20 protein-coding genes are annotated in these 19,185 nt (G+C 54.3%); 9 read left to right on the top strand and 11 right to left on the bottom strand.

Annotated elements, in window-relative coordinates:
- The first annotated feature begins 79 nt into the window (after positions 1–79).
- The 4 genes from kdpC to ACO0K9_RS23445 all read left to right on the top strand — a co-directional run bounded on the left by kdpC (position 80) and on the right by ACO0K9_RS23445 (position 5,249).
- Positions 80–652 (top strand): potassium-transporting ATPase subunit KdpC, encoded by a 573-nt coding sequence (gene kdpC / locus ACO0K9_RS23460; protein ID WP_422989127.1) that lies wholly within the window; start codon positions 80–82, stop codon positions 650–652.
- A gap of 41 nt (positions 653–693) precedes the next feature.
- Positions 694–3,444: a two-component system sensor histidine kinase KdpD gene (gene kdpD / locus ACO0K9_RS23455; protein ID WP_422988986.1), complete on the top strand. Its 2,751-nt coding sequence runs from the start codon at positions 694–696 to the stop codon at positions 3,442–3,444.
- Entirely contained in the window at positions 3,441–4,181 is a 741-nt protein-coding gene (gene kdpE / locus ACO0K9_RS23450) for a two-component system response regulator KdpE (protein ID WP_422988984.1), read from the top strand. The genes kdpD and kdpE overlap by 4 nt, the downstream gene beginning before the upstream one ends.
- 324 nt (positions 4,182–4,505) lie before the next feature.
- Positions 4,506–5,249: a TorF family putative porin gene (locus ACO0K9_RS23445; RefSeq protein WP_422988982.1), complete on the top strand. Its 744-nt coding sequence runs from the start codon at positions 4,506–4,508 to the stop codon at positions 5,247–5,249.
- A gap of 59 nt (positions 5,250–5,308) precedes the next feature.
- Here the strand turns inward: ACO0K9_RS23445 and ACO0K9_RS23440 are convergent, their stop codons facing one another.
- The 10 genes from ACO0K9_RS23440 to ACO0K9_RS23395 all read right to left on the bottom strand — a co-directional run bounded on the left by ACO0K9_RS23440 (position 5,309) and on the right by ACO0K9_RS23395 (position 14,188).
- Positions 5,309–5,941: a hypothetical protein gene (locus tag ACO0K9_RS23440; protein WP_422988980.1), complete on the bottom strand. Its 633-nt coding sequence runs from the start codon at positions 5,939–5,941 to the stop codon at positions 5,309–5,311.
- Positions 5,942–5,973: 32 nt separating this feature from the next.
- Positions 5,974–6,393: a hypothetical protein gene (locus ACO0K9_RS23435; protein ID WP_422988978.1), complete on the bottom strand. Its 420-nt coding sequence runs from the start codon at positions 6,391–6,393 to the stop codon at positions 5,974–5,976.
- Positions 6,394–6,429: 36 nt separating this feature from the next.
- Positions 6,430–7,077, bottom strand: coding sequence for a hypothetical protein (locus ACO0K9_RS23430; RefSeq protein ID WP_422988976.1), 648 nt, complete (start codon positions 7,075–7,077; stop codon positions 6,430–6,432).
- Positions 7,078–7,126: 49 nt separating this feature from the next.
- Positions 7,127–8,068, bottom strand: coding sequence for a 4-hydroxy-tetrahydrodipicolinate synthase (gene dapA, locus ACO0K9_RS23425; RefSeq protein ID WP_422988974.1), 942 nt, complete (start codon positions 8,066–8,068; stop codon positions 7,127–7,129).
- A gap of 69 nt (positions 8,069–8,137) precedes the next feature.
- Positions 8,138–8,557, bottom strand: a complete 420-nt coding sequence (locus tag ACO0K9_RS23420; protein ID WP_422988972.1) for a hypothetical protein — start codon at positions 8,555–8,557, stop codon at positions 8,138–8,140.
- 171 nt (positions 8,558–8,728) lie between these two features.
- Positions 8,729–9,793, bottom strand: coding sequence for an ABC transporter ATP-binding protein (locus ACO0K9_RS23415; protein WP_422988970.1), 1,065 nt, complete (start codon positions 9,791–9,793; stop codon positions 8,729–8,731).
- A gap of 59 nt (positions 9,794–9,852) precedes the next feature.
- Positions 9,853–11,631: an ABC transporter permease gene (locus ACO0K9_RS23410; protein ID WP_422988968.1), complete on the bottom strand. Its 1,779-nt coding sequence runs from the start codon at positions 11,629–11,631 to the stop codon at positions 9,853–9,855.
- A 120-nt stretch (positions 11,632–11,751) separates the two neighbouring features.
- Entirely contained in the window at positions 11,752–12,834 is a 1,083-nt protein-coding gene (locus ACO0K9_RS23405) for an ABC transporter substrate-binding protein (RefSeq protein WP_422989125.1), read from the bottom strand.
- A 101-nt stretch (positions 12,835–12,935) separates the two neighbouring features.
- Positions 12,936–13,946, bottom strand: coding sequence for a Bug family tripartite tricarboxylate transporter substrate binding protein (locus ACO0K9_RS23400; RefSeq protein ID WP_422988966.1), 1,011 nt, complete (start codon positions 13,944–13,946; stop codon positions 12,936–12,938).
- A 110-nt stretch (positions 13,947–14,056) separates the two neighbouring features.
- Positions 14,057–14,188 (bottom strand): hypothetical protein, encoded by a 132-nt coding sequence (locus tag ACO0K9_RS23395; protein ID WP_422988964.1) that lies wholly within the window; start codon positions 14,186–14,188, stop codon positions 14,057–14,059.
- Between the two features lie 292 nt (positions 14,189–14,480).
- Between ACO0K9_RS23395 and ACO0K9_RS23390 the strand changes: the two genes are divergently transcribed.
- The 5 genes from ACO0K9_RS23390 to ACO0K9_RS23370 all read left to right on the top strand — a co-directional run bounded on the left by ACO0K9_RS23390 (position 14,481) and on the right by ACO0K9_RS23370 (position 18,349).
- Positions 14,481–15,155 carry a response regulator gene (locus tag ACO0K9_RS23390; protein WP_422988962.1) on the top strand — a complete coding sequence of 225 codons (675 nt, stop codon included), beginning with the start codon at positions 14,481–14,483 and terminating at the stop codon, positions 15,153–15,155.
- Positions 15,155–16,639, top strand: a complete 1,485-nt coding sequence (locus ACO0K9_RS23385; protein ID WP_422988960.1) for a sensor histidine kinase — start codon at positions 15,155–15,157, stop codon at positions 16,637–16,639. The genes ACO0K9_RS23390 and ACO0K9_RS23385 overlap by 1 nt, the downstream gene beginning before the upstream one ends.
- Before the next feature lie 75 nt (positions 16,640–16,714).
- Positions 16,715–17,029 carry a metal-sensing transcriptional repressor gene (locus tag ACO0K9_RS23380; RefSeq protein WP_422988958.1) on the top strand — a complete coding sequence of 105 codons (315 nt, stop codon included), beginning with the start codon at positions 16,715–16,717 and terminating at the stop codon, positions 17,027–17,029.
- 93 nt (positions 17,030–17,122) lie between these two features.
- Positions 17,123–17,920 carry a substrate-binding periplasmic protein gene (locus ACO0K9_RS23375; protein WP_422988956.1) on the top strand — a complete coding sequence of 266 codons (798 nt, stop codon included), beginning with the start codon at positions 17,123–17,125 and terminating at the stop codon, positions 17,918–17,920.
- A 39-nt stretch (positions 17,921–17,959) separates the two neighbouring features.
- Positions 17,960–18,349: a hypothetical protein gene (locus ACO0K9_RS23370; RefSeq protein WP_422988954.1), complete on the top strand. Its 390-nt coding sequence runs from the start codon at positions 17,960–17,962 to the stop codon at positions 18,347–18,349.
- Positions 18,350–18,582: 233 nt separating this feature from the next.
- On the opposite strand, the gene ACO0K9_RS23365 is transcribed toward ACO0K9_RS23370, so the two are convergent.
- The gene (locus ACO0K9_RS23365) at positions 18,583–19,032 is read right to left on the bottom strand and encodes a hypothetical protein (protein WP_422988952.1); all 450 of its coding nucleotides are present in this window, start codon (positions 19,030–19,032) and stop codon (positions 18,583–18,585) included.
- Positions 19,033–19,185: the final 153 nt, after the last annotated feature.

Genomic DNA, 19,185 nt, shown 5'->3' with positions numbered 1-19,185 from the left:
TACCCAGAAAAAGGAAATCATCATGACTAGCAGTATCAGTTCTAACAGCGTCAGCTCTAACAGCGTCAGTTCTGGCAGTATCAGTTCAACCCTGCGTCCGGCCCTGACCCTGTTTGCCGGCCTGACCCTGATCGTCGGTGTCATTTATCCGTATGCGATGACAGGCATAGGCAAACTCGCCTTCCATGACCAGGCAGAAGGCAGCCTGGTCGTGCGCGACGGCAAGACCGTCGGTTCTTCCCTGATAGGCCAGGCTTTTTCTTCGCCCGGCTATTTCTGGGGCAGGCCATCGGCCACCGGTCCCATGCCGAATAATGCACTGGCATCCAGTGGGTCGAACTTTGGCCCCACCAATCCGGCACAAACCGATGCCGTCAAAGGCCGTATCGATGCACTGAAAGCGGCAGACCCTGGCAATACCGCAAAAATACCGGTGGATCTGGTCACCGCCTCGGCCAGTGGGCTGGACCCTGACATCAGCCTGGCAGCAGCGTATTATCAGGCTGGACGCATAGCGCGTGAACGCAAACTGGAATTGAAACAGGTGAATACCCTGATCGAGCAATTTGGCAAACAGCCGGTTTTTGGCGTGCTGGGCGAAGCCAGGGTAAATGTGCTGGAATTGAACCTGGCACTGGATAAAAAAGGATAATCTGAATTATCTACGGTTTCTATTCAACAATTCATTACTTTATGGCCAATCAAAGCGATCAGCGTCCTGACCCCGATGTCTTGCTTGCCCACGTGCAGGAGCAGGAAAGGCGTGCTACCCGGGGCCGCCTGAGGATCTATTTCGGTGCATCTGCCGGTGTGGGTAAAACCTATGCCATGCTGACTGCTGCCCGCAAGCTGATCGCCGAAGGCCAGCCAGTATTGATCGGTGTGATTGAAACCCATGGCCGTGATGAAACCGCAGCCCTGCTGGAGGGACTGGAAGTCTTGCCACCGCGCGCCATTGCCCATCGCGACAAGACGCTCACAGAATTTGATATCGACACAGCGCTACAGCGTCGCCCGGCCCTGATACTGATGGATGAACTGGCACATTCCAACGCTGCCGGCTCACGCCATCCGAAACGCTGGCAGGATGTGGATGAATTGCTGGCGGCCGGCATCGATGTGTTTACCACGGTGAATGTGCAGCACCTGGAAAGCCTGAATGATGTGGTAGGCGGTATCACCGGCATACGCGTGGCCGAGACCTTGCCCGACAAGGTGTTTGACGAAGCCGATGAAGTGGTGCTGGTGGATATACCCGCCGACGAATTACTGGCCAGACTGAAGTCAGGCCGGGTGTACAAAATGCAGCAGGCCGAACGCGCGGCGCAGAATTTCTTCCGCAAGGGTAACCTGATTGCCTTGCGTGAACTGGCCCTGCGTCGCACTGCAGACCGCATAGAAGATGATGTACAGGCCTATCGCATAGAAAAATCCATAGGTGCCATCTGGAAGACCGATGCCGCCCTGCTGGCCTGCGTCGGGCCACAGGCAGAATCCGGCCATCTGGTACGCAGTGCTGCCCGCCTGGCCAGCCAGATGAATGCCGAATGGCATGCCGTGTATGTGGAAACACCCCACTTGCAGCGCCTGCCGTCGGCACAACGCGAACGTATCCTGAAAAACCTGAAACTGGCGCAAGACCTGGGTGCCAGTACGGCGGTGCTGACCGGCAAGGATATTGCCCAGGCCATCGTCGATTATGCCCACAGCCATAATTTTTCGCGCATCGTCCTGGGGCGCCAGCAGCAACGCACCTGGCATTTGCAATGGCACCGGGCGTCGCAGTTGCAGCGCATCGCCGCCTATGCGCCGGATCTCGATTTGATCGAGGTGGGCCAGGCCACCAATGCCGTTGCCGAATCCGCCAGCCACAGGGACAGCACAGCGTCACGACCCACTGAGTATGCCAGCCCGCGGGTGCCGCCGCGCCATTGGCGCTATGTGTTTGCGGCATTGGCCAGTATCTTCACCGGCCTCGTCGCCACCCCCCTGATTGACATGTTCAATCTGGTCAATATTGCGATGCTGTTCTTGCTGACGGTCGTGTTGGTGTCCGTGCGTTTTGGACGTGGCCCTTCGGTGGTGGCGACGGTCATCGGTATTGCCGTATTCGATTTCTTTTTTGTGCCACCGCGTTTTTCTTTTGCCGTCAGTGATCTGCAATACCTGATGACCTTTGCCGTGATGCTGGTGGTCGGCTTGATTACCGGTCACCTGACAGCCGATTTGCGCTACCAGGCGCGGGTGGCTTCACACCGTGAATCCCGCGCCCGTGCCCTGTATGAATTTGCACGTGATCTGTCCGGTGTGCTGCTGGCAGAGCAAATTTCCGAAACTACGCAAGTCATCATACAAAGAGCGTTCCGTGCCCAGGCGACCTTGTTGTTGCCAGACGAGGCCGGGCGCTTGCAGGCACCGGCTACGGCTGTGCCGGGTCTGGACATAGGCATTGCACAATGGGCCTTTGACAAGGTGGAAGCGGCAGGCATAGGGACCGATACCCTGCCCGCCGGTAATTTCTTTTACCTGCCGCTGGTGGCCCCCATGCGCACTCGTGGCTTGCTGGCCATACAGCCGGAAAGCCGGCGCTGGATCATGATCCCCGAACAAAGGCAGCAACTGGATACCTTTGCCGCCCTGGCCGCGATTGCGCTGGAACGTGTGCACTATATCGAAGTGGCACAGAATGCCCTGATCCATATGGAATCGGAACGCCTGCGCAATTCCCTGCTGGCAGCGCTGTCGCATGACTTGCGTACGCCACTGACTTCGCTGGTGGGTATATCTGAATCGCTGGCGATGTCGAAACCGGCCCTGGCGGATGCACAATTGAAGATGGCCCAGGCCCTGCGCGATGAAACCCTGCGCATGAGCGCCCTGGTCACCAATTTGCTGGATATGGCGAGAATAGAAAGCGGTGAAGTCAGGTTGAATTTGCAGTGGCAACCGTTTGAAGAAGTGGTCGGCAGTGCCTTGCGCATCTGTGCCTTCCAGTTGCAGCAGCACAAGGTGGAAACCCGGCTGGCCCGCGATTTACCCCTGATCAATTTTGATGCGGTATTGATAGAAAGAGTCTTGTGCAATCTATTGGAAAACGCGACCAAATATACCCCGCCCGCGTCCCTGATCACCATCGCTGCCCAGGTCAACGGTGAGCGGCTCGAAGTCAAAGTGGCCGACAATGGCCCCGGCTTGCCGCCTGGCCGTGAAGAAGCCGTATTTGAAAAATTTACCCGTGGCGAACGTGAATCTGCCTTGCCAGGTGTGGGCCTGGGTCTGGCGATTTGCCGCGCCATCGTCAGCGCGCATGGCGGCAGCATGGGGGCCGGTCATTCACCCGACGGCGGTGCCTGCATCGTGTTCAGTTTGCCATTGGGCACCCCACCGGCCATGCCTGAACCTGAACGTGAACCTGATGAACAGAAACTGATTACAGCATCATGACTCGCAACTTAAGCACACCTTCAAGCACACATGTAAGCACACTGGTCAGCACCCCCACCGCCCTGCTGGTGGAAGATGAGCCACAAATCCGTCGCTTTGTCCGCAGTGCCCTCGAAGAGGAAGAATGGCAGGTCTTCGAATCCGCCACCCTGCAACGCGGACTGGTGGATGCCGGTACCCGCCAGCCTGACCTGATCGTGCTTGATCTGGGCTTGCCCGATGGTGACGGCCTCAACTTTATCCGCGACGTGCGCAAATGGTCCAGCGTGCCAATTATTGTGCTGTCTGCCCGTGTCAGTGAACAGGACAAGATCAAGGCCCTGGATGCCGGTGCCGATGATTACCTGAGCAAGCCTTTCGGTGTCGGTGAACTGCTGGCACGGGTACGCGCCACTTTCCGGCGGCAACGTCAGCCCGGTATCGGCCTCGACGGCGTGCTGCAGTTTGGTGATGTCAAGGTCGATATGAAAGCACGCCTGGTGACCAAGGCGGGCCAGATGGTGAAACTGACACCGACAGAATTCCGGCTACTGATGGTATTGGTCACCAATGTCGGACGGGTCGTCACCAACCCACAATTACTGCGTGAGGTGTGGGGCCCCAGCCATGCCGAGAACGGACATTACCTGCGCATTTACATGGGCCACTTGCGGCATAAGCTGGAAGACGATCCCGCGCAACCGCGCTATTTGCTGACGGAGACAGCCATAGGCTATCGACTCCTTCTGCCAAATTAAAAACTGACAAGACGCCTGCAATAAGCACTGGCTACCAGTTCGCCGGAGGGGATTCTTGCGCCCTGATTTTTGCAAGACCTGAAATTTAATGTGACTGATGCCATCAACACACCCTGATGTGGTTTGCTGACATTGGCACCAACCAGGACGAACCGTCCTTCGAACGTGCTTACGATCTTACTGCGCGAGCGTGATCGGGGCTCATGCGCTGCTCAAAATGCTCATGTACTTAGAGTACATTCCGCTTTTTGCGCGGCTCTTCGCCCCGCTGACGCTCGCTCGCTACAGATCGTAAACACGTTCTTAATCATGAGAGGAAGTAGTATGAAGAAATTGATCATGGCAGCCGCCATCAGCAGCGTATTTTTTACCGGCATCGCCGCTGCAGAAGATGCCAAGCCTGACAATGAAGTCAGTTTCAATGCCGCCGTCACATCCGATTATCGCTATCGCGGTATTTCCCAAACCCGTTTGCAGCCAGCCTTGCAGGGCGGTGCCGATTACACCCACAATCCCAGCGGTTTTTATGCGGGTACCTGGGCGTCCAGCATCAAATGGACCAAGGATGCTGGTGGTGGTGGCGATGTGGAAATCGACCTGTATGCCGGCAAGCGCGGCGAAATCGCCAAGGATGTCAGCTATGACGTCGGTGTGTTGAGCTATGTCTACCCATCGAATGGCCTGGCAGTCAGTGCCAATACTACAGAAATTTACGGACAGCTATCGTACGGCCCTGCGTATGCCAAGTATTCGCATTCAGTCACCAACCTGTTCGGTTTTGCCGACAGCAAGAATAGCGGCTATCTCGATCTGGGCGCGAATATCGATATCAGTAACATCAGCAGCGGCCTGACCCTGAACCTGCACGCTGGTCACCAGCAAGTGAAGAACACAGGTGTCGCCAGTTACACCGACTGGAAACTGGGCGTCAGCAAGGATTTCGGCGTACTTACGGCTTCCCTGGCAGTCATAGGGACCAATGCCAGTGAAGTTGCTTATGCGTCGCCGACGATTGGCAAGTTTCTGGGCAAGACTGCTGTGGTGGTAATGCTCAGCAAGACTTTCTGATCTTTCTGTTTTTGTTGGTTTGATGTGGCCTGATACCTTGGATCGCAAAGATTCAAGTATCAGGCTGGCATTGATACTGGTACAGCAGCAGGTAGAAAGATGCTTTTATAGATACTAGCCAGCGTCAGATCGGGAGACGTATTGGCCAGCAGGAAACGGATATCGTGTAATTGTCGCGTCAGTTCGTTGACCAGATCTTGTCCAGTCTTGCTGTTGATGTCATCAAGTATGAACAGCACGGGTAGTGAGTGATTTTTCTCTCTTGCGGCACGAATACATTTCATCATCCTGGTCTGCCGGTCGCGGTTCCATAATGCGGTCTGTACATGAAAAACCAGCAGATGACTTTCGGCCAGGAGATGCAGGGCGACATCTGTATGTGCTTGCTGCAAGTCCGCGATGACATCGTAACCGGTTTGTCTGGCGGTCGCCAATTCAGCCATCAGGGCATCGCTGTGGACAGTGCGGATAGTGGCGGCGATTTTCATTTCTCTTGCCTGCCACATCCGGTTTTCCGTGGGTCTTTTGTATTGATTGGCCTGTTTGTCTGGCATGCACTGCGTCAGCAATAATACATTCCTGCCCATCTGGGCACGGCGTTGTGCGATGGCGGTAGCAAGACCGGCGTAGAGGCTGGCATATGGGCTTGCATGCGGGCTGGCACCATTGGCAGAGACCAGACTTAACAGCATGCTGTACTTCTGTCAGAAATGTTCATGTGAGCTCATGTGAGCAAGAGCTGACGTATTCCCGTCAGGATGTGGTGTACGGCAATGGCCGCCAGCACAAAAGCGCAGAAATGCCTGGCTGCCGTGGCGGCGATGGCAAAGCGGTAGCGATATGGCGATCCTTGCATGAGACTGCTGACCCCTGCCAGCAACATGCCCGTGCAGATGGCGCAAGCCAAGGCCGTGAATATTTCTAGTATCTCTTTCGTCTGCATCGCGGCCAGACACAACAGGCAGGCAAGCACGACGGTGGCCATGAGGTAGCGGCACAGGTTGCACCGGTGTGACAACATATGCAACGCCAGCAGCAACAGACCAAGGCCGGCAAGTAAAGCAGGAGGGGGTATGGTCTGAAAGAGAGGATTGAGTACCATAGGATAGCGCAGCATCAGCAAGGTCAAAAACAAAGGGAGCATGCAGAAGCTATGGATGGGCTTCTGGCAAGCAGTGTTTCAATGTGCCGCAAACACGGCACCAAATAATTCCTGCATGCCTGTTACCGCCAGATGATCGGCGGGCAGATATTCGCTGATCGACAAACCGTCGCGATAGGCAAGCTGTAGCGCATAGCCGGAATGAATGACCCTGGCAAATAACTGGGCAGATTTGAATTTTTTCGAGAAATTGCGCACCAGGGTTATTTTTTCGGATGAGGGCTGGACGTGGACCGAACTCATCACCACCATAATGCGCAAGCCGGGGTTGCATGCACATGCTTTTTCTACACGCTGCAACAATTCTTCTTCATGCAATTGATCCAGTTGATCCAGGTCAACCGCAATCACCGCTACGTGGGCGGCCAGCAAGGCCGAACGGCTACCCATGCAATCGCGGGATGCACTGTCGATGACGATGTCCTGGTAGTGGCAGCGCAAATTTTCCAGCTCTGGCTGCAGGCCCTTGCCGCTGATTTTTCTGGCAGTGATGGGAACAGTATGGCCATTATTGCGCCGTTCACAACTCCATTTCAGCGAAGCAAGCTGGGGATCGTTGTCCAGCAATATGACCTTGTGGCCTGCGAGTGTTCTCAGGGCTGCCAGGTTGTCAGCAAGAATGGATTTGGCTGCGCCACCGGCGCCGTCGGCAATGGTGATGATCATGGTATTTGATGGAAGAAGATAGATTCAAAAATGTCTGCGGTTCCAGCATTCAGCTCAGCAATTTCAGCACGGCACGTCTGCTATGGTCCGCGGCTATTGAATGATGCGGGCCATGTCCGGATACATGCGCCAGGCTGTCAAGCAGATCTGCCAGTTTCGTTTTACCTGCCAGCGACATCGGCGTCATTGGCAAGCGCAGTTCATCATGGATGTACCCCTGCAAGGCCAGTGCAGCCTTGACCGGTGCCGGATTGGGTTCTGAAAACAGCAGGCGTATCAAAGGCAGCAATTGTTCGAACAAGAGCTTTGCTTCTGCATAACGGGCGGCACGCATCAGTTCATACAGGGCTACGAACAGATCTGGTCGCACATGGGCTGCGGCGGAAATGGCACCGTGCCCACCCAGACCCAGGGCGTCAAACAGCAGGGCGTCATCTCCGCACAATACCTTCAGGCCAGTGCAGTTGATCAGGCCGGACAATTGCGTGGCAAGACCGGCAGATTCCTTGATGGCGACGATGTTGCTGTGTTTTTGCAAGGCGATGCAGGTACCCAGATCGATATTCACGCCGGTGCGGGCGGGAATGTTGTACAGCACCAGCGCCTTGTCGGTTGCCGTGGCAAGGGCTTCAAAATGCAGGCGTATACCCTCTTGCGCCGGACGTACATAGGCCGGTGCACTGGCCAGGAAACCTGTCAGGCGCGGGTCGTCATAGCGACGGATTTTTTCTGTCAGTACGCGGGTATCGCTGCCACCTATGCCCATCAGCACCGGGCAGGTATTTTTTGTCACTTCCAGTATGGCCGCCAGCATGTGTGCCTGTTCATACTCGTGCAGGCAGGCGGCTTCACCCGTTGTGCCACAGACCACCAGGCCATGTACGCCAGCTAGTATCAGTTGCTGGGCCAGTAGCTGCGCTTGGTCATAGTCGGGCTCACCCTGCCGGAAAGGCGTGACGAGGGGTACCCAGATGCCTTCAAATTGGGACATGATAGTTTTAAAAATGCTTGTTGAAAAGACGCTTGGGCAGATGGCTCTGGCAAGTGGCTCAAGCCAGGTTCAGGCCGGTAACAGTGGTGTGATCTTGCCGAACTCTGCCTTGGGCAGGGCGCGCATGATATGGCTGATGATGGTGTCCACGGACGATTTTCTCAGACACAGCCAGACCTTCATCTTGCTGGCATGATCGACCGGTTTGACCCGCATGAAAAGCACCAGGTCACCACAGTTCCTGAGTATCAGATGGCGCAGTTCCGTGATGGCAGCGGCATCCACGGTAATGCGCATGATGAAGTCATCCTGCTTTAATACCGGTGCCTTGCGATAACTGATGACGGGTATAGTCTGGTTGCCTTGCCTGCGTTCGCCGGCATCTTCGAACAGGAATTTTTCTCGCTTCGATGTCTGCAAGGCATCGGTAAAATCTTCATTCAGGTAGTGGTAGCGTGTTGACGACGACACCCTGGTATGCTGGTTCATGGATAATCTCTGGCTGTTTGACACAGTTCAAGATTAGCAGTTGAGGTATAAAGATTCTCTAAAAAACAGGGGCTGCATCGTAAACGTCGCGTAAATTTTACTGAGCATGAAAAAGAAAAACCCCCGTGGCCGGATGGTCGCACGGGGGTTTTGCATCTGCTGCAGTATTGCTTAATACAGCCAGAGCTTGTCGGCATCCAGTTGCAGGTAATACTCGCCCTGATCCAGCTTGAATGGCGAATAGGCACGCAAGCCATCTTCGGCGTGGCCAAACAGGCATTCCCAGCGGTCACCCAGGTACATGCAGGTGGTCAATGGCAGTTTGATAGCATTTTCAGTCTGGCTGTCGGCGATTTTGACTTTTTCCAGACGGATGATGGCGGTCACTTCTTCACCCAGGTTTTGACCACGGACGATGGCTTTCAACTGTGTGCCCCTGACCTGTACCGTGGCGACGTCGCCGTCGCGTTGTACGACTTTACCTTTGAGCTTGTTATTGCTGCCCATGAATTCGGCCGTGAACAGGGTGTTCGGTGTTTCATACATGCTTTGTGGCGTGCCCTGCTGTTCAATCACACCGTTGTTGAGCAACAGGATGCGGTCTGAAATTGCCATCGCTTCACCCTGGTCATGGGTCACCATCAGGGCCGACAGGTTCAGCCTGACGATCAGTTCACGCAGGAAGGCACGGGCTTCTTCACGCAGTTTGGCATCCAGGTTAGACAGTGGTTCATCCAGCAGGATGACCGGTGGGTTATATACCAGCGCACGGGCGATGGCGACGCGCTGTTGCTGGCCGCCGGATAACTGATGGGGGAAGCGCTCACCCAGATGACCCAGGCCCAGCTGGCCCAGTACATCCTTGACCTTGGCGGCGATATCGGTGGTGCTCAGTTTGCGCAATTTCAGGCCATAGGCCACATTGTCAAACACGGTTTTGTGCGGCCACAGCGCATACGACTGGAACACCAGCCCCAGGTTACGCTGTTCTGCGGGCACTTCCAGTTTCCTGGCACCATCAAAGATGGCACGTTCACCAAGGGTGATGGTGCCGGTCTTGGGCGATTCCAGCCCGGCTACTGCACGCAGCAAGGTGGTTTTACCGCTACCCGAAGGGCCCAGCAGGGCGACCACTTCGCCACGCTGCAAATTCATGGATACCCCTTTCAGGATGGGGTTGGCGGTCGCGCCGGAACCATATTCCAGGGTTAAATCTTGTACGCTCAGTTCAGACATAATGTTCTCTCGTTTTTATAGGGTGTCGTGTTGATGGGTGGTAGCAACTTAGTGACAGCTTAGTGGCTCAGCTTGACGCCAAAGCGCAGTGCCAGACCCAGACCGATGGCGACCAGGGTGATATTGATGAAGGACAAGGCCGCCACCAGATCAACCGAACCGCCCGCCCACAATGACACGATCAGTGCACCGATCACCTCAGTACCCGGCGACAGCAGATACACGCCGGTTGAATATTCACGTTCAAAAATCAGGAATACCATCAGCCAGGCACCCAGCAAACCGTATTTGACCAGCGGCAGGGTAACATCGCGCGTTACCTGGCCACGGCTGGCACCGACGGCGCGTGCGGCTTCTTCCAGTTCCGGCCCGACTTGCAGCAGGGCGGTGGAAATCAGGCGCAGACCATATGCCATCCACACCACGGAATACGCAATCCAGACCGAGAAGATGGTGGAACGCAAAGCCCGCAACTGCGGAATGACATTTTCGATCAGCCAGACACAGAAGGCATTGTCAAAACCCTTCAGGCCACCTTCCAGCCAGCTTGGCACAAACAGGAATACCCAGAGAAAGGACAAACCGGCCAGCAAACCAGGAATGGCACGTGGTACCAGCACGCTATAGTCGAGCAGGCGGGTAATGCCGTCCGGCTTGCGGTGCATGGCCAAGGCAATACCCGCATAACAGATCACCGCCAGCGCACCACCGATGATACCGATCAGCACGGTATTGAAAATGCCGCGCATCAGCGAAGGTTGTTCCAGGATGTCGCGGAAATGCTGAAGTGTGACCACGTCTGCCAGTTTCACCCCTTCACCCCAGTAAGAAACAAAGGCGCGCAGGATGATGCCGGACAGTGGCAAGACGATGGTAAAGATCAGCCAGGCGGCCAGTACGGCAAAGGCCAGCCATTTCCATTTACCCAGTGGCAGCGGTTTCTGGCGTGAACCCTTGCCCTTGATCGATACATATTTGTTGGCCGATTTCAGCAACCAGCGCTGCACCATGACCAATGGCATGGTGACCGCCACCAGGCAGACTGCTGCTGCTGCCATCAGGTGATACGAAGGCGTACCCAGCTTGTTGGTCAGTTTGTACAGATAAGTTGCCAGCACCAGATGGCCTTCCGGATCACCCAGCACCAGCACCAGGCCGAAGACTTCAAAGCCCAGGAAAAACACCAGCACGGCAGCAAAGGCCAGCGCTGGCATGATCATCGGCAGGGAGACATGCAGCGCCACCTGGAAAGGTGAAGCACCGGCGATCCGTGCTGCTTCTTCCACGTCCGAGCCCAGGCTTTTCAGCGCGGCAGATGAATACAGGTAGACGTGTGGCACGTGGGTCAGGCCAGCAATCATGACGATGCTGAAGAAAGAGTAAATATTCCATGGTTCAACACCGGTCAACTGCTTGACCCACAAGGTGTAGAAACCAACCGGACCCATCGACACCACATAGCCGAAACCCATCACCATGGGCGACACAAAAATCGGTACCAGTAGCATGGGTTCTATCCAGCTACGTCCCGGCAAGTCGGTGCGTATCATCAGGAAGGCTAGCAAAGCACCGAGCGGGACGGCGATACCTGCCAGACCAGAGGCCAGGATCAGACCATTCCAGAATGCCTCACGAAAATCAGGATCATCAAAAATGAAACGATAAGAATCCAGGCCCAGTTCTTTTACCGGTGAAAAGAAAGGGGCGTTCAAAAAACTCTGGAATAGTATCAGTGACAGTGGCGTAAAAATCGCCAGCAGTGTCAGCGTCACAACCAGGCCACGCGGCCAGTTCAGTTGTGACCATCTGCCACGCGGAGGTAGACTCAGGGTGCTCATGCTTGGCCCAATATCAAGGGTTGAGATTCAGTCGGATTGCAAAAAGACAGTGTGGAAAAAAGACCCACAGGAAGAACCGGCTGGCACGGTGCTACTGCAAGCATGCACCGTGCCTCAGCTTTATTTTTTGCCTGCAGTTTCTTTCCACTGCTTGAGGAAAGCGAGGCGTTTATTTTGATCCAGGTATTGCAGCAACATCGGGTTGACAGGCAATGGTTTGAGGCCGATACCGATCAGTTTGGCCAGGTCAGAATAGGTGGTTTCACCCTTGACGTCGGCGCGTATGGCGTACAGCCGGGCTTCATTCGCGATCATGGTCTGGCCACGTTTGGACAGGGTGTAGTCGAGCCACAGTTTGGCCGCATTCGGATGCTTGGCGGCTTTGCTGATGAACATCACGCGGGACAGCACCAGGGTGTAATCTTTAGGGATCTGCACACCTATGGAAGGGTCTTTGGCAGCACGTACCAATGCATACGAACCAAGGATGTTATAGCCCAGCAGGTTTTCGCCGGAAGAAATGCGTTCCAGCATGGTGCCGGTAGATGATTGCACGCGTACGGCGGCATTGCCAAAAGCCTTGGCCAATTCCCAGAATTCCTTGTTTTCACGGCTGTCCTGGGTGATGAACATGAAACCTACACCTGATTTTTCGATGTCGTAGGTGGTGACCTTGTTCTTGAATTTATCCAGCTTGCTGTTGATGAGCTTGGCAAATTCGGCGTGAGTTTTTGGTACTTCATCCGCTGTCACCAGACGTTTGTTGTAGACAAAAACCGCTGGCTCAAAGGTGGTGCCATAGGCAGAATTATTCCAGATTGCCCATTTCGGTATGCCGCTGATTTCTGGCGATGCATATACCAGGCCATAGCCGTCGGAGACCAGCTTGGTTTGCAAATCCATGGCAGATGACCACATCAGGTCGGCACTGTTACCACCGGCAGCCATTTCAGAAATATAGCGGTTGTAGACTTCGGTGGAATTCATGTCATTGTATTCGACCACTACATCCGGATACATGGTGTGGAAATCCTTGAGCAGCGGTTCTACCGCCTTGGTATCGGTGGCGCTATAGATGACCAGCTTGCCTTCTTTTTTTGCGCCGTCGACGATCTTGCTATAGTCAGCCGGGTAGCCAGCCGGTGCCTGGGCTTGGGCCTGGGCGTTCAGCATCATGATGCTGCCAACCGCCAGGGCTGCCATGCTCTTGACGAAGTAGTTTGTTGCTTTCATTTGTCTTCTCCTGTTTTTTTGTCTGGGTTAGATACTGTCTGATCATTTGTCGTTATGGGGCGATTGCTGTGTTATCGCACCATGCCAAATTCTTTTGCCTGCAGGCGGTAATTGCCGACCGCCTTGTTGATGTAATCGGTCAGTTCCTTGCCGGTCATGGCGAAGGGGAACAGGCCGTGGATTTTTCTTTGTTCTTCAAATGCAGGTGTATTCAGGGCTTGCTGGAAATGCGTGACCCATTTTTGGTAGTCGGCATCACTGACCTGCGGGCCCATATACAGGCCGCGAATAATCGGCCAGGTGACATCGAAGCCCTGCTCGCGGGCAGTGGGTACATTCGCCAGCGGGCCGGGCAGGCGCGCATCGGACAAGATCGCCAGCACCCGTATCTTGCCATCCCGCGCATGCAGGCTGGCTTCGGAGGCATCGCCGGATACTGCCTGCACATGGCCGGCCAGCAAGGCTGTAAACGATTCACCACCGCCTTCAAATGCGACCAGGCGCATGGTTTTTGAATCGATGCCTACCTGTTTGCCGATTTGTGCCATCTTCAGCCAATCCTGGCTACCGACGGTACCACCGGCACCGATGGCGATCTGGGAAGGCTTGCTCTTGATGGCATCCATCAGCTCACGCAGGTTTTTATAGGGGGAGTCCGTGCGTACCGCGATCATGCCGTAGTCGGTGCCTATGGCAGCGACCCAGCGCACATTGCTGGCGTCGGATTTACCGAATTTGCCTTCGGCCAAATTCAACAGCGAACCGCCGGAATAGGCAACCAGGGTATTAGCTTCGGCTTTTCTTTGCGAAATGATGGTGGTCCAGGCGATGGCACCGACGCCACCGGGCAAATAATTGATCTGCATCTGATGGTCGGCAGAGGCTGTCTGCGCCAACTTGCAGGTCAGGTCCATGCCGCCACCGGGTTTGGCTGGCACCAGGCATATGGCCTGTTCAGCGCTGGCCTGCTTGGCCGCTGGGCGTGCCGCGGCAACGGGAAGACTGACAAGCAGGCTTGCCAGTATCAGTGCCAGAGGGTTGCGCCGCAGTTGCATGATGAGGCCATGTTTGATTGATTGCATGGATCATACCGAAATGAATCTTTCAGTACGCTTTCACCTGTTAGGGTGTGGTTTCAGCGCATTGTCCCCCAAAGATTTGAAGAATTCATCAGATTTGATCTTGGACAGCATTAAAAACGTGGTTTTTGCCCGGTTTTCTGTATTTGGCCGATAAAGTCAGCAGAAGCTGAAGGCGTGCAGACCATCAAGACCGCTTGTGGGGTGGTGGCGGCGATTTGTGCAACTGCAGCATCCAGTTTCATGTCCTTCCTGTCATATTTGGCGGTGACAGTTGGCGGTCACAGCGGCTTGCAGCTTGCGTGCACCCGGCTTGTTGACAAAACGCGGTGTGGTGAATGGCAGCAGCAACAGACTTGGTCAGGCGATAAACCCGTTAACATAGGCAGGCATGCGCATGTGCACCGCCAGGCGGCAGGCGGATATACAATATCGACAAGTGCAAGCAAAAGTACAAGCATGGCAAGCACGCTACCCGGCAATCGGGTTTTCCTGATTGGCCGCGCAATCTGGCGGCATCGATAACAATGGTAAATTATGCGCATCCTGTTGGTTGAAGATCATATTGAGTTGTCCCACTGGCTGGCCAAGGCCTTGCGCGATGCCCATCTGACGGTGGAGACTGCGCAGAATGGTGCCGACGCCGACGCCTTGCTGCATACCCAGGAATATGCACTGGTGATCCTCGACCTCAGCCTGCCGAAAATGGATGGGCTGGAAGTATTGAAGCGCATGCGCGCACGCGGCAGTAAGGCACCGGTGCTGATACTGACAGCGCGAGGTGGCTTGAATGACCGCGTGCATGGGTTGAATTCCGGTGCCGATGATTACCTGCCCAAACCCTTTGAGCTGGCCGAACTGGAAGCGCGGGTCAAGGCCCTGTTGCGCCGCGCCCAGGGCAATGAAGCCGTTACCCTGACTTGCGGTGCCCTGAGTTTTGATACCGTCACACGCCAGTTTCATTACGATGGCCAGGCCCTGTCACTGACGCCGCGTGAATATGCAGTGCTGGAAGCCCTGATCAGTCGCCCCGGCCAGGCGGTATCCAAGGACAAGCTGTTTGATGAAGTGTTTGCCCTGGATGATGATGCGAATCTGGATGCCATAGAAATCTATATCCACCGCCTGCGCAAGAAACTCGACAGTGTCAGTGCCGGTAAGGTGGTGATCGTGACCCTGCGTGGCATAGGCTATTTGCTGGAAGCACGCTGATGTCATCGCCAGAACGCCTTGGTAGCCTGCGCGGCCAGTTTTTACGCTGGCTGTTGATTCCCCTGGTGTTGCTGGTCGCCCTGAATGCTTTTTCTGTGTACCGCAATGCGCTGGACGCGGCCGATCTGGCGTATGACCGTTCGCTGCTGTCTTCCGCCCGGGCATTGGCAGAAAGAGTCGAGATCGTGGATGGCAAGGTCGTCGCCAACGTGCCCTATGTGGCACTCGACAGTTTTGAAACCGACACCCTGGGGCGTCTGTATTACAAGGTCACCGGTGTCAATGGTGAGTTTGTATCCGGCTATGAAGATTTGCCTGACCTGCCCAAGAATGTACCGCGCTCGGAAATCTATCCGGCGCTGGTACATTTTTTTCATGCCGATTATCAGGACCAGGCAGTGCGCATCGCCGCCCTGCACCAGCCGGTGTATGACGACCAGATGCGCGGCATTGCCCTGATCGAAGTCGGCGAAACCCTGGATGCCCGCCGTGGCTTGTCACGCAAGATATTGATCGACACCCTGCTGCGCCAGGCCACGCTGGTGCTGGCCGTGGCGCTGATGGTATGGGTTGCCCTGCGTTTCGTGCTGGCACCGATCATGCAGTTGCGTGGCGATGTCGAAGCACGCGAGCCTACCGATCTGTCGGATTTTGACCCTAGCCTGGTGCACAAGGAAATCCGCCCTCTGGTGAATGCCATGAATGGCTATATGGCGCGGCTGCAAACCCTGATCAATGGCCAGAAGCGTTTCATCGCCGATGCCTCGCATCAGTTGCGTACCCCGCTCACTGTCCTGAAAACCCAGGCTGAACTGGCCTTGCGCGAGGATGACCCGGTCGCCATGCGCCAGATCGTGCAAAGCATCGCCCAGACCACCGATGCCACGGTCCACCTGGCAAACCGCCTGCTGACGCTGGCACGTACCGGCCATGGGGCGGCGGCGGCCGAGATGGAAGACCTGTCACTCAACCAGCTGGCACGCCAGGTTTGCCTGGAACTGGCCATGCCCGCCGTGCGCAAGCAGATCGACCTGGCGCTGGAGGCCGATGATGACGTGCCTTTCAGGGGCCAGGCCTTGCTGCTGCATGAGATGCTCAGCAACCTGCTCGACAATGCCATCCGCTATACCCCGGAGCAGGGGCGCATCGTCCTCAGCGTGTATAGGCAGGATGAACAGGCAATGATAGAAATTGAAGACAGCGGGCCTGGCATACCCGCATCCGAACGCGAAAAAGTGTTTGAACCCTTTTACCGTGCGGCCAGCAGCAGTGTGCTGAACCCCGGCGGCACTGGCCTGGGTTTATGCATCGTCTATGACATTGTCAAGCTGCATGGGGGCGACATCGTGCTGGGCGATGCAGGCAAGGCTGCTGATGTTGATGCTGAGAATGAGGCCAATGCCGGCGACATGTCTGATACCGGCAACGATAAAACCGCTGCTCATGGCCTGCGCGTGCATATCCGGTTTCCGCGCCACGCCTGATTGGTGTTACGATACTCAGTGGAGTATGCAAAACTCTGTCGTTTTGGACATCAACTATAGCGAAGGAGCATGATCGTGGCAGATACGCCCCCACTGAAAATAGTCCAGGGTACGGCCTTGAATGATCAGCAAAAGAAAGATTTGTTGCACCGGCTGGCGCGTGTTGAAGGCCAGTTGCGTGGTGTGCAAAAACTGATCGCCAAGGCAGCCGTACCGGCGGATTGTGAAGCAGTGGCCCAGCAAATGTCGGCAGCACGCAAGGCGCTGGACCGTTCGTTCGTGACCTTCCTTACCAGTGCCGTGGTCACGCATGCCGAAACAGCCGAAACCACGGAAGAAGCCATCGCCAGTACCCGCCGCCTTGCTTCCCTGCTGGAAAAATTTGCCTGAAAACAGGGCCAGCAACAAAGCGAGGTGCTTATGCGCAGGTCGACATCATCAAGCGGTTTTCACCGGTGTTACCGCACTGCGCTCAGGTATTTGTTGCTGCTGCTTCCTGCCTTTCTGTGCCTGTCCCTGCTGCCAGCATCTGCCTTGCGGGCGACAGAAACAGACAAGTCGGCTAAGCTGGCTAAGCCGCTGGTATTGCTGATCAGGGAATTGCGTAATGAAGACGGTGATCTGGTACCGATACGCGAAGAAATCCGCCAGGTGCTCAATTATTTTGAACGTGAATTGCGGGTGCGTTTTGAGATTCGCCGCTATCCCTGGATACGTCTGTTGAACAATGCCAGGAACGGTGAAGGTATCGTATTCGGTTTATCCAAAAATCGCGAACGCCTGGCGACTTTCCATTTTTCTGAAGCCATCTATGCCAATTATGTCTGGCTGGTCACACGCAGTGACGCCAGCTTCGTCTTCAACAATATGCAAGACCTCAGAGGCAAGACCGTGGGCGTGGTCCGTGGTGCCAGCTATGGCGATGAATTTGACAGCCTGCGCAATGTTCTGTTTCAAGTGGAAGAAGATGTCAGCTCGCATGGGGCCCGCCTGAAAAAACTGCTGAACAAAAGAATGGATGTCATGGTCTTTGGCGACCGCCGCTCACAACCTGAACAAGTGGAACAGTTGTTGATACGCCTGTTGCGCATTGAAACCAGCCAGGTGGAAACAGCCATCGAACAGAGTTTCAAGGTATTGCCGAAACCGCTGCTAATAGACGACCTGCATTTCGCTGCCATGTCGCCCCAGTATGACGCGTGGATACAGAAACTGAACCTGGCCATACTGGCAGGAAGAAAATCAGGCGAAATCAATCGCTTGCTGTTGCGGGATAAATGAGGCGTCGGCAAGCGATTATAAAAAAAATAGGAAATTACTGTGCAAGTCTCCATGTTTAAAAATATTTTCCGTAATTTGCCAGGCAATGCAAATTGGGAAGGCAGTTTTTATGAGCAGTTAACTGAACACGGGATCTGGGATAAAAACGCTTTCTGGATGCTGCATAAGGATCTTGTGCTGGCCGCAAATAAATTAAAAAACTTGAATTCAGTTGATAAAGAATTTGCCTCGGCAATAGTCAGGCTACAGTCGAATGTTGATCGTTTATTCGCTGCACATTTTAATAAGAATGATGTTTTTAAAATCGTCAACATGAGCACTGACGATATGTATGCATTCAAAGAGAGATTTGATATGGCAGTAACAGGTGTTTTCTCAGGAGAAGTGCCTTCTGAGTATGCATTCGAATTGGTCAACCCGCTGCTGTAATGTCTGCATCAATGATTTTTGCTTTGCGCATGCTGTCTGCACATTCTTTAAATTCCCACCGGGGCTGATGGTGAGTGTTGGCTCACCAAAATTGTGGTGCGCTATTCATCAGACCTGATTTCAATGGGCGGCGTGAGGATGAAATTGATTTTTGTTGAAAAGCGGATTGTGCAAAGGATTTACGCAGGTATTTTTCAGACGCATATTTTTATCGGCAATCTAGCCCCGTATTGCTAGGACTTGAAGTCTGATTCGCTACTCCATCGATTGATTAGAGCTAGCTGTAATTGCTTGTTCTGCCAGACTGCGAAAATGTATCCCAGATAGTCTTCAGCTTCGTCATGTTCCGGTATATTTTGCTCGAAACATGGGTCGTCTCGCCACCACGAAGGAAATTCAATTTGAATCTCCTCAATTGAAAATATCGTACTTTTTTTGTCAAATACGTGCCAATATTTCATACTAAGTGTTGGGGAAGCGATATTCCAACGATTAGCATTTAGCTGAAAATATAGACTTCCCTCTTCAACGTAAAGTGCTGCAATGGCAGATTCTAGAACACTGGAATTGCCACATACATTATGCCAATTTGAATTTTCGGTAGGCTTCACACAGCCAGTATGAGTATCAAATAAGATACGTCCCTGCAATCCAAAGACACGCTCTAAAATAATCTCGCTCATTGCTCACTTTTTACTTTCCGGGTTCACCCTCCATGTCAGGATAGATGTCGCGTCATCAGAAATCTAACCCGTTGGAGAGCGAAAGGCAGAGTAAGATGAAACGAGTACGCTATACGGCAGAACAAAAGGAATGGGTAATTCAACAAATGATAC

The sequence above is a fragment of the Undibacterium sp. Ji50W genome (assembly GCF_049340445.1).
Taxonomy (GTDB): domain Bacteria; phylum Pseudomonadota; class Gammaproteobacteria; order Burkholderiales; family Burkholderiaceae_D; genus Undibacterium.
This window is presented reverse-complemented; position numbering and strand designations above follow the sequence as displayed.